General features: G+C 57.1%; 11 protein-coding genes. All 11 read left to right on the top strand.

Annotated features, from left to right (window positions below; genetic code table 11):
* Positions 1-24 precede the first annotated feature (24 nt).
* Positions 25-984 (top strand): acetyl-CoA carboxylase carboxyl transferase subunit alpha, encoded by a 960-nt coding sequence (gene accA / locus CFI10_RS16005; RefSeq protein WP_091826890.1) that lies wholly within the window; start codon positions 25-27, stop codon positions 982-984.
* A gap of 19 nt (positions 985-1,003) precedes the next feature.
* Positions 1,004-2,287, top strand: coding sequence for a tRNA lysidine(34) synthetase TilS (gene tilS / locus CFI10_RS16000; RefSeq protein WP_206836329.1), 1,284 nt, complete (start codon positions 1,004-1,006; stop codon positions 2,285-2,287).
* A 77-nt stretch (positions 2,288-2,364) separates the two neighbouring features.
* Positions 2,365-3,993 (top strand): CTP synthase, encoded by a 1,629-nt coding sequence (locus tag CFI10_RS15995; protein ID WP_091826892.1) that lies wholly within the window; start codon positions 2,365-2,367, stop codon positions 3,991-3,993.
* A gap of 32 nt (positions 3,994-4,025) precedes the next feature.
* Positions 4,026-5,321: a phosphopyruvate hydratase gene (eno, locus tag CFI10_RS15990; RefSeq protein ID WP_206836324.1), complete on the top strand. Its 1,296-nt coding sequence runs from the start codon at positions 4,026-4,028 to the stop codon at positions 5,319-5,321.
* A 59-nt stretch (positions 5,322-5,380) separates the two neighbouring features.
* A complete protein-coding gene (gene ftsB / locus CFI10_RS15985) occupies positions 5,381-5,677 on the top strand; it encodes a cell division protein FtsB (RefSeq protein WP_091826894.1) in 297 nt (98 codons plus the stop codon).
* The gene (gene truD / locus CFI10_RS15980; protein WP_206842228.1) at positions 5,677-6,717 is read left to right on the top strand and encodes a tRNA pseudouridine(13) synthase TruD; all 1,041 of its coding nucleotides are present in this window, start codon (positions 5,677-5,679) and stop codon (positions 6,715-6,717) included. Before ftsB ends, truD begins: the two co-directional genes overlap by 1 nt.
* Before the next feature lie 14 nt (positions 6,718-6,731).
* Positions 6,732-7,487 (top strand): 5'/3'-nucleotidase SurE, encoded by a 756-nt coding sequence (surE, locus tag CFI10_RS15975; RefSeq protein WP_091826896.1) that lies wholly within the window; start codon positions 6,732-6,734, stop codon positions 7,485-7,487.
* Positions 7,484-8,149, top strand: a complete 666-nt coding sequence (locus CFI10_RS15970) for a protein-L-isoaspartate(D-aspartate) O-methyltransferase (RefSeq protein ID WP_242530025.1) — start codon at positions 7,484-7,486, stop codon at positions 8,147-8,149. The genes surE and CFI10_RS15970 overlap by 4 nt, the downstream gene beginning before the upstream one ends.
* A gap of 19 nt (positions 8,150-8,168) precedes the next feature.
* Positions 8,169-9,089 (top strand): polyprenyl-phosphate transporter, encoded by a 921-nt coding sequence (locus tag CFI10_RS15965; protein WP_206836321.1) that lies wholly within the window; start codon positions 8,169-8,171, stop codon positions 9,087-9,089.
* A gap of 15 nt (positions 9,090-9,104) precedes the next feature.
* Positions 9,105-9,929: a peptidoglycan DD-metalloendopeptidase family protein gene (locus CFI10_RS15960; protein ID WP_242530024.1), complete on the top strand. Its 825-nt coding sequence runs from the start codon at positions 9,105-9,107 to the stop codon at positions 9,927-9,929.
* Between the two features lie 63 nt (positions 9,930-9,992).
* Entirely contained in the window at positions 9,993-11,042 is a 1,050-nt protein-coding gene (rpoS, locus tag CFI10_RS15955; RefSeq protein ID WP_091826898.1) for an RNA polymerase sigma factor RpoS, read from the top strand.
* The last annotated feature ends 48 nt before the right edge of the window (positions 11,043-11,090 follow it).

Below are 11,090 nucleotides of genomic sequence, written 5' to 3'. Positions count from 1 at the left end.
GTTACAGAACAGAAGCAGACCCGCATGAACCCCAATTATCTGGATTTCGAACAGCCGATCGCAGAACTTGAAGCCAAGATCAGTGAATTGCGTCACGTCAACGAAGGTACTGACGGTCTGAATCTGGGTGATGAGCTGGAAAAACTGCAGGACAAGAGCCGCAGTCTGACCGAATCGATCTTCAAGGATCTCTCGGCCTGGCAGATCTCCCAGCTGGCGCGCCACCCGCAGCGCCCCTATACGCTGGACTATGTCCAACATGTCTTCGACGACTTTGACGAAATCCATGGCGATCGTCACTTTGCCGATGATCAGGCGATTGTCGGTGGTTTGGCCCGTCTTGATGGTCGCCCGGTGATGGTGATTGGTCATCAGAAAGGCCGCGAAGTGAAGGAAAAGGTACGCCGCAACTTCGGCATGCCGCGCCCCGAAGGTTACCGCAAGGCGCTGCGCATGATGGAGATGGCAGAGCGCTTCAAACTGCCGGTACTGACCTTCATCGACACCCCGGGCGCCTATCCGGGGATCGACGCCGAAGAACGTGGTCAGTCGGAAGCGATCGCATTCAACCTGGCGAAGATGTCACAGTTGAACACCCCGATCATCTCCACCGTAATCGGTGAGGGGGGGTCTGGCGGTGCACTGGCAATCGGTGTCTGTGACGAACTGCTGATGCTGCAATATGGTACCTACTCCGTGATTTCACCGGAGGGCTGCGCGTCCATCCTTTGGAAAAGTGCAGAGCGTGCCTCTGATGCCGCCAAGGCGATGGGCATCACCTCCGGGCGCCTGCACGAGCTGGGTCTGGTGGATCAAGTCATCAGCGAGCCACTGGGAGGTGCGCATCGCAACCCCGAGTTGATGGCGGCAAATTTGAAAAAACACCTGCTGGAAACTCTGGATCGTCTGGCGGACCTGCCCGCTGAAGAACTGCTGGAGCGCCGCTATCAGCGTCTGATGTCCTACGGTGTGTTCGAAGATTGATAGCACCGGGTCGGGCGTTGTGTCTGACCTGCTTGTTGGGCTCAGGCAGCAGCTTGATACCTGCCCAAAAGTCCGCCGCTGGGTGGTTGCACTCAGCGGTGGGCTGGACTCCTCCCTGTTACTTTTCCTGCTGCAACGGCTTGCACCGTCGCAATCGGTTATAGCTCTGCATATCGATCATCAGCTGCAGGCCGGTTCGGCGCTTTGGGCCGAACACTGTCGTGAGCAGTGTGGCCGGCTGAATATCCCTTTCAATCTGATCCGGGTGACACCTGACTCCGATTCGGAAGCATCCGCCCGCGCAGCGCGTTACCATGCCTTTGAGTCCTTTCTGCAGCCCGGTGACTGCCTGCTGTTGGCGCAGCATGCGGATGATCAGGCCGAAACCCTGCTGTTGCGGCTGTTGCGAGGTTCTGGGGTGATGGGTCTTGCGGCCATGCCACGCTCACGCCCTTTAGGGCAGGGGATGCTGCTGCGTCCCCTGCTGCAGCAGTCACGTGAGTGTCTGGAGCGGGCCGCGTTTGAGCTCGGGCTTGAGCCGGTTGAAGACCCCAGCAATGCCAACCCGCGCTATGATCGCAACCTCCTGCGGCTCAATGTGTTGCCAGTTCTCAAGCAACGCTGGCCGGGCTTTTTGTCCCGTTGCAGTGAAACTGCTGCAGTGATGCGTGAGGCCAGTGAGTTGCTGACCGAGCGCGCGCAGGAAGATATTTCCCGGTGTGCAGAGCGGGGCGGCCTCAGCCTTGCACGGTTGAATCTCCTGAGTCAGGCGCGGCAGCGCAATCTGCTGCATGTCTGGGTCAGTGAGCAGAGCGGGCATCGGCTGGGGCGGGCTCAGTTGCTGCAGCTGGAGAAGGATCTTTTGCATGCCCGAGCGGATGCCCAGCCGGTTTTTCGCCTGCCCGATCATCAGTTGAGGCGCCATCAGGGTGTACTTTATCTGTTGCCCGATCCCCTGCCGCTTGTCGAAGAGGGCGAACGGAATCTGGTCGTGGGTGAGTCGATCCAATTGCCACTGGGGTGTTTGCAGTGGCAACCGGCCAGACGAGGCCTGCCGGTCGGTCAGCGCCTGACACTGCAGCTCCGTCGGGGCGGGGAGCGTCTGCGCCCGCTCGGGCGTGGCGGTTCGGTCAGTCTGAAACAGTTGCTGCAGGAGGCGGGACTACCGCCCTGGCTGCGCGCCTGTCAGCCATTACTGTTGAAAGATGGCGAGATTGTTGCGGTTCCGGGCATCACTCTGTGTGAGGCGGCGGGCAGCGAGGAGGGACTCTTGCCGATCTGGAGTGGTTTTGGTTTGTCCTGAGGCGTACCTTTTGCTATCCTGCAGTCCCATCTTGAGTACGTTTTCTCCCCTCAATATCTTGATCTGACAGGTTCCGCATGACGCGTTATATTTTCGTCACAGGCGGTGTTGTGTCCTCATTGGGCAAAGGCATCGCATCAGCTTCTCTGGCGGCTATTCTCGAGGCTCGTGGCCTCAAAGTTACAATGCTCAAGCTGGACCCATATATCAACGTGGACCCGGGCACAATGAGCCCCTTCCAGCATGGTGAAGTATTTGTAACCGAGGATGGCGCCGAGACCGACCTTGACCTCGGTCACTACGAGCGCTTTATTCGCACCACCATGAGCAAGCGCAACAACTTTACCACCGGCCGTGTGTATCAACATGTGCTGCGCAAGGAGCGTCGTGGCGATTACCTGGGCGGAACCGTACAGGTGATTCCGCACATCACCGACGAGATCAAGCGCCGGGTGATCGAGGGGGCCGGCGATGCGGATGTGGCATTGGTCGAGATCGGTGGCACTGTGGGCGATATTGAGTCGCTGCCGTTCCTGGAGGCAGTACGTCAGCTCAAGGCTGAAGTGGGCGCCTCCCGCGCACTGTTCATGCACCTGACACTGGTGCCGTACATCGCAACGGCTGGCGAGACCAAGACCAAGCCGACCCAGCACTCTGTTAAAGAGCTGCGCTCAATCGGTATACAGCCGGATATTCTGGTCTGTCGTTCCGAGAAGCCGCTGGACGAGTCTTCCCGTCGCAAGGTGGCCATGTTCACCAATGTGGAAGAGCGTGCCGTTATTTCTCTGCCCGACGCCAACACCATCTACAACATCCCGGCCATGCTGTGGGAACAGCATTTGGACGAGATCGTCACCGAACGTTTCCGCATCAACTGCAAGGCTGCGGATCTGGCTGAATGGAACCGGGTAGCGGATGCATTCCTGCGCCCGGATGGCGAAGTGACCATCGCCATGGTTGGCAAGTACATGGAGCTGCTGGATGCCTACAAGTCACTGATCGAAGCGATCTCGCATGCCGGCATCGCCTTGCGTCAAAAAGTACGTATTGAGTATATCGACTCCGAACGGGTCGAGCGCGAGGGCTGCGGCATTCTGGAAGGTTTCAGCGCCATCCTGGTACCGGGCGGCTTTGGTGAGCGTGGTGTAGAAGGCAAAATTGAAGCGGTGCGCTTCGCACGCGAGAACAAAGTGCCCTACCTGGGAATCTGTCTTGGCATGCAGGTGGCTGTGATCGAATACGCCCGCCATGTGGCAGGGCTGGACGGTGCCAACTCTACCGAGTTTGATCGTCAGTCACCGCATCCGGTGATTGCCCTGATCACCGAGTGGACCGACCATACCGGTGAAATCGAAGTGCGTGGCGAGAACTCCGACCTGGGCGGCACCATGCGTCTGGGGGCTCAAACCTGTCATTTGGCCGCAGGCTCCAACGTAGCCGAGGCCTACGGCAGCACCGAGATCCGCGAGCGTCACCGCCACCGTTATGAAGTGAACAACAATTACGTACCTCTGCTGGAAGAGGCCGGTCTTAAAATTACCGGTCGCTCAGTGGATGGCGAGCTGGTTGAAGTGGTTGAAGCACCTGATCATCCCTGGTTTGTGGCCTGTCAGTTCCACCCGGAGTTTACCTCGACGCCGCGTGATGGACATGGCCTGTTCACCGGATTTATCAAGGCCGCGCTGACACGTCAGGCGCAGCAGTAATCTTTCAAGCGTTAACTGGAGACACAAGCACAATGGCTCAGATTGCGAATATCAAGGCACGTGAAGTACTGGATTCCCGTGGTAACCCGACCGTAGAAGCCGATGTCATCCTGACCTCCGGCGTGATGGGAACAGCCTGTGCACCTTCAGGTGCTTCCACCGGTTCGCGTGAAGCACTGGAACTGCGTGACGGCGATAAATCCCGCTATCTGGGCAAGGGTGTAAAAAAGGCGGTAGCCGCCGTTAACGGTACTATCCGTGAAGCACTGATCGGTATGGATGTGACCGACCAGCGTGCGCTGGATGACAAAATGCTGGCGCTGGATGGTACCGAAAACAAGGCTAATCTGGGCGCCAACGCCATTCTGGCCGTGTCTCTGGCGGCGGCCAAGGCTGCTGCAACCGAGAAGGGCATCCCGCTGTACGCGCACATTGCCGAAATTAACGGCACCGCCGGTCAGTTCTCCATGCCGGTGCCGATGATGAACATTCTCAACGGTGGCGAGCATGCCGACAACAACGTCGACATTCAGGAGTTCATGGTTCAGCCGGTGAACTTCGACAACTTTGGTGATGCCCTGCGCTGTGGTGCCGAAATTTTCCATGCCCTGAAAGCGGTGTTGAAAACTCGTGGCCTGAATACAGCCGTTGGTGACGAAGGCGGCTTTGCGCCGAACCTGGGTTCCAACGAAGAAGCGCTCGTGGTGATCAAGGAAGCGATCGACAAGGCCGGTTACAAGCTGGGCACCGACGTGACCCTGGCTCTGGACTGCGCCTCTTCCGAATTCTACAAGGACGGCAAGTACGATCTGGCTGGTGAAGGCAAGGTGTTCGATGCTGAAGGCTTCGGCGACTACCTGGCGCAGCTGTGCGAAAACTATCCGATCGTCTCCATCGAAGACGGAATGGATGAATCCGACTGGGACGGCTGGGCCAGCCTGACCCGCAAGATCGGTGACAAGGTACAGCTGGTGGGCGACGACCTGTTCGTGACCAACACCAAAATCCTCAAGCGTGGCATCGACAACGCCATCGCCAACTCCATCCTGATCAAGTTCAACCAGATCGGCTCCCTGTCCGAAACCTTGGATGCGATCAAGATGGCCAAGGATGCCGGCTACACGGCGGTAATCTCTCACCGTTCCGGTGAGACTGAAGATACCACCATCGCTGATCTGGCCGTGGGTACCGCTGCGGGTCAGATCAAGACCGGTTCCCTGTGTCGTTCCGACCGTGTGGCCAAGTACAACCGCCTGCTGCGCATTGCCGAAGAGCTGGGCGACAAGGCAGTTTACAACGGACTGAAAGAGATCAAGGGTCAGGCCTGATAGACTGACGTGTGATCCGAGGGGGCTCCGGCCCCCTTTTTTGACCCCGGGGAAGAACAGTGTATCGCTGGCTACTGTTGATATTACTGCTGTTACTGGCAGGGCTTCAGTACCGACTCTGGTTCGGCGAGGCCAACCTGCGTCAGGTGTGGCAACTGGAAGAGCAGATACTGCAACAGCAGGTCGAAAACCAGCAACTGGCCGAACGCAACCAGCGCCTTGAGGCTGAAGTACAGGACCTCAAGCGTGGCTTGGGCGCCTTGGAAGAACGTGCTCGCAGTGAAATGGGCATGGTGCGCAAGGGCGAAACCTTTTTCCAACTGATAGAACCCGAGCCGGAGCAACCAAGGCCGTGATGTTTGATTCCGCCTGCGAATGGCTGTTGGGCGAGCCACCTTCCACTGCAATCATCCGCAGTTGTCCTGAAGACTTTCAAGTATTTGAGCAGTTGCCTTTTGAGCCTGATGGCGAAGGAGAACACCTGTTTCTCCATATTCGCAAACGGGGCGAGAATACCGACTGGGTAGCACGTCAGCTGGCCAACTTCTGTCAGATCAGTCCGCGTGACGTGGGGTATGCCGGTAAAAAGGATCGCCATGCCGTTACCGAGCAATGGTTCAGTGTACGCCTGCCCATCGGCCGTACCCTGAACTGGTCCCTGTTTGGCGGCGACAGTATCGACGTGCTGCACAGCTGTCGCCACAGTCGCAAGCTGCGACTGGGGGCTCTGTCGGGCAACCGGTTCGTAATCCGTCTGCGTGACCTGACTGAGCCGGAAGCCTTTGTCGAGCGGGTGGAGAAGATCCGCCAGGGTGTCCCCAACTTCTTTGGTGAGCAGCGTTTCGGTAATGCCGGTGGCAACCTCGACAAGGGGTTGGCTCTGCTCGAAGGCAGGTTGCGTGAACGCCAGCGCCACAAGAAGGGGCTGTATATCTCTGCCCTGCGTTCCTGGCTGTTCAATCAGGTGATCAATACCCGCCTGCGACAGGAGATCTGGGATCGTATTCTGCCTGGTGACGTACTGATGCTTGATGGCAGTCAAAGTTGCTTTATGGCCGATGATGCGCCTGACCTGATGGCGCGGTTGCAGCGCGGCGACGTGCATCTGACCGGCCCCATGTGGGGGCGTGGGCAGTTGATGACACGGGATGAGGCAGCTGTTTTTGAGCAGGCTGCACTTGCTCCGGCACAGGCGATCTGCCAAGGGCTGGAGTCACTCGGCCTCAACCAGGAGCGGCGTGCACTGCGCTTGATACCAAAGGCGCTTGCGGCACGGGAGGCGTCTGAAGGACAATGGATACTTGAATTTGAACTGCCGTCCGGCGCCTTTGCCACCAGTGTGCTGCGCGAACTCTGCCAGTGGCAGAATGCAGCGGCCTCAGCGGAAGTGAACTGAGATACATACCGATAATGTTGATTCTGATTTCAAATGATGACGGGGTCTACGCCCCGGGACTGGCGACGCTGGCCGAGCGACTGAAGCAGGATGCTGAAACCTGTGTCGTTGCTCCTGATCGCAACCGCAGCGGTGCCAGTAACTCTCTTACCCTTGACCGTCCGCTGGAGGCCCATCAACACCATAGTGGCTATATCGGTATCAATGGCACGCCGACTGACTGCGTTCATCTGGGGGGCTCTGGGCTGTTCACTGAGCAGCGTCGTCCGGACATTGTAGTGTCGGGTATTAATGCCGGTGCCAACCTGGGCGATGATGTGCTGTACTCAGGTACTGTGGCTGCGGCAACAGAGGGGCGTCACTGCCGTTTGCCGCCGATTGCTGTTTCCATGCACAGCTTTCACCCCAAACACTATGAAACTGCGGCAGAAATCGTTGCTTCTCTGGTGCAGCGGCTGGATAGTCTGGTGGTTGCGCCACGTACGGTTCTGAATGTGAATGTACCAGACCTGCCGCTGGACCAGATACGCGGTATTCATGTAACCAGGCTGGGGCATCGCCACGGTGCCGAGCCACCGGTGCAGGTAGAAGACCCGCGTGGTCGCATCCGCTATTGGATTGCCGGTGCCGGTGCGGCAGCGGATGCTGAGCCCGGAACCGATTTTTTTGCCGTTGAAAACGGCTTTGTCTCCGTCACACCGCTGCAGATCGACATGACCCACTATACGGGCATGGACAATCTGGGGGACTGGCTGGAGGGGCTGCTGTGATCGACATGGATCTGCAGGGTATAGGCATGACCTCGCGCCGTACCCGAGACCGACTTGCTCAGCGCTTGCGTGATCAGGGTGTGATCAGTGAGGAAGTGCTGAATGTGGTTCGAGATACGCCACGCCATATCTTCATAGATGAGGCGCTTTCACATCGGGCCTATGAAGATACGGCCCTTCCCATCGGTTATAACCAGACGATTTCGCAGCCTTATATCGTAGCCCGCATGACAGAGCTTTTGCTGGAGGGTGAGTCGCTCAATAAGGTACTTGAGGTGGGTACCGGGTCTGGCTACCAGACAGCCGTACTGGCACAGTTGGTGGATCAGGTGTTCAGCGTTGAGCGCATTCGTCCGTTGCAGGAAAAGGCGCGCAAACGTTTGCAGCGGCTGAAGTTGCACAATGTGATGCTGCGCCATACCGACGGTGGCATGGGCTGGCCTGAAAAGGCACCCTTTGACGGAATTCTGGTGACTGCCGCGCCACGCGAAATACCTCACGAGTTGCTGGAGCAGCTCGCAGTTGGAGGGCGGTTGGTGATCCCCGTCGGTCATGACGAACAGATACTGAAGCGGATTACACGTGTGACCGAAGACAAGTACGAAACCGAAACGCTGGAAGCCGTGCGCTTTGTGCCACTGCTCAGCGGTACTGTGCGCTGACGGGTTGCAAGGAGGCTCGATGCGAAGCAAGAAGGATTATCTGGTCCTCTCCGGCAAGGGGATGATGATGGGAGCTGCTGATGTCGTCCCCGGTGTTTCCGGCGGCACCATTGCATTCATCACCGGTATATACGAAGAGCTGATCGACAGTATTAAACAGTTTAACCCTGAAGCGGTGCGTATTCTGTTCAACGAAGGACTGATGTCCTGCTGGCGCTACATCAACGGCAGTTTTCTGTTAGCGCTGGTGTCAGGTATTTTACTGAGCCTGTTAACCATCTCGCGGGTTGTGCTCTATCTGTTGGACGAGTACCCGATCCTGCTCTGGTCATTCTTTTTCGGCTTAATATTGGCGTCTACCTGGAGTGTCGCCCGGCATATTCGAGGCTGGAATATGAACCTCATGGCTACATTCGCCACAGGGGTGTTGCTGGCCTACATCATTACCGAACAGGCACCGGGCAGTGTAGAACCCTCAAGCCTGATTATATTCCTTGCGGGTATGATTGCTATCTGTGCCATGATTTTGCCGGGCATCTCAGGCAGTTTCATTCTGTTGCTGATGGGGATGTATGCGCCCATTCTGGGTGCAATCAAGGCTCTGGAGTGGGCTATTCTGCTGGTGTTTATGGCAGGTTGTGTGGTCGGGCTGCTGAGCTTCTCCCGTGTATTGAGCTGGGCGTTCCACCACCATCGAATGATGACACTGGCCCTGCTGGGTGGTTTTATGCTTGGCTCCCTCAACAAGGTATGGCCCTGGAAATACACGCTGTCCTACACCATCAACAGCAAGGGAGAAGAGGTGCCGGTGCTGCAGCAGAATCTGCTGCCGGGCAGTTTCGAAGCTCTGACCGGGCTCAATGACTGGTTCTGGCCCGCGCTGCTGCTGATGCTGGTTGGTGCTGCACTGGGTATACTGTTGGATCGACAGAAAACCTGAAGATGGGAGACCCTGTTGCCGAATCCTCTGCTGCTCTGGCTGATATCGCTATTGCTCCTGCTGCAGGGATGTTCGAGCGGCTATGCTCCCGTGTCCGAGCGCTCTCTGGGTGCGCGCAGCGAGGCCAGAGGCCCTGCGCCTGCCAGCTATCGGGTCCAGCGCGGTGATACCCTGTATTCCATTTCGTTTCGTTATGGGCTTGATTACCGCGAAGTTGCCCGCTGGAACGGCATCGACATTCGCTACTTTATATACCCGGGGCAGTCGCTCACGCTGAGGTTGCCCGGCGGCTCAAAGGCCGCATCCGGCTCGACAGCTGCACCCAAGCCCTCAAGTCCAGCTCCGGCTGCCTCAACAACAACGGCGCGAACCGTAACCAACACCAACCGCTCAGAAGCGACTGCCCGCACCCCTTCTTCCAGTCCAGCACCATCCAAGCCTTCTTCCGCCAGCTCCGGAGGTAACGGTGCCGTCAGTTGGCAATGGCCGCACAAGGGCAGAATCATCAGTCGTTTCGGTGGTGGAGAACCTGCAAACAAGGGCCTGGATATTGCCGGTAACGCCGGTGAACCCGTCAAGGCCGCGGCCGGTGGCGAAGTGGTCTATGCCGGAAATGGCTTGTTGGGTTACGGCAATCTTGTGATTCTTAACCATAACCAACGCTATCTGAGTGCATATGCGCATAACAGTCGCATTTTTGTGCGTGAGGGTGATAAGGTTAAAGCGGGTGAGAAAATTGCCGAGATAGGCAATACGGGGGCAACGCGTACGATGCTTCACTTCGAGATTCGCCGTGACGGGAATCCGGTGGATCCATTACGATATTTGCCCAAACAATGATAAAAACAATAATGATGGCCATGCAGAGATGATCTGATCATCTTGACTACCTGGGGGTGAAAAATGGAAACCGTAGGTAAAGGTACAGAATACCGCGTGTCAGCCCAGAGCAACGATGCTGAGTTTGATGACACTGAAGACCGCTACGATGAAGAAGAAACGCTCAATGTTGCCGATGAAGACAGTGATGACGCTGACAGCAGCGAGTCTGAACCGCCAGAGTTTCTGAACAGCGGGCGCGGCAGAGGTTCCATGGCGCATCAGGACCTGGTTAACGCCAAGTCGCTGGATGCAACTCAGCTTTATCTCAACGAGATCGGCTTTTCGCCATTGCTGACAGCGGAAGAAGAGGTTTACTTTTCCCGGCGTGCACTCAAGGGAGACGAGGCCTCCCGGAAACGGATGATCGAGAGCAACCTGCGTCTGGTGGTCAAGATCGCACGGCGTTATATCAACCGTGGGCTGACACTGCTTGATCTGATCGAAGAGGGTAACCTCGGCCTGATTCGCGCGGTGGAAAAATTCGATCCCGAGCGGGGCTTCCGTTTTTCGACCTATGCGACCTGGTGGATTCGACAGACTATCGAACGCGCCATCATGAACCAGACACGCACGATTCGCCTGCCGATACATGTAGTGAAAGAGCTGAACGTGTACTTGCGGGCTTCCCGTGAGCTGGCACAAAAGCTGGATCATGAGCCTACAGCTGAAGAGATCGCAGCACTCGTTGACAAGCCTGTCGCGAATGTAGAACGGATGTTGGGATTGAACGAGCGTGTCAGCTCGGTAGATATCCCGGCTGGGCAGGGAGCTGACAAGCCTCTGCTGGATACGATCCCCGATCTGGATGCGCTTGATCCCGAAACGCTGTTGCAGAACAATAACATCAGCGGCAATCTCAATCGCTGGATGGAGATGCTGCCTGAAAAGCATGCCGATGTACTGTCGCGTCGCTTCGGTCTGCGCGGCTATGAAATGAGCACGTTGGAGCAGGTCGGGCAGGAAATTGGCCTGACGCGTGAACGAGTACGTCAGATTCAAGTTGAAGCTCTGCGCAAGCTGCGTGAAATTGTGGAGAAGAACGGTCTGAGCGGAGAAGATCTGCTGCAGTAAAAACGTGCCGGTATGCGACCGGCACATTTTTCAAATATGAACGCTTCA

Origin of the sequence: Marinobacterium iners, assembly GCF_017310015.1 — a bacterium.
Classification (GTDB): Bacteria; Pseudomonadota; Gammaproteobacteria; order Pseudomonadales; family Balneatricaceae; genus Marinobacterium; species Marinobacterium iners.
The sequence above is the reverse complement of the archived record's forward strand: the minus strand, read 5'-3'. Positions and strand labels throughout refer to the sequence as shown.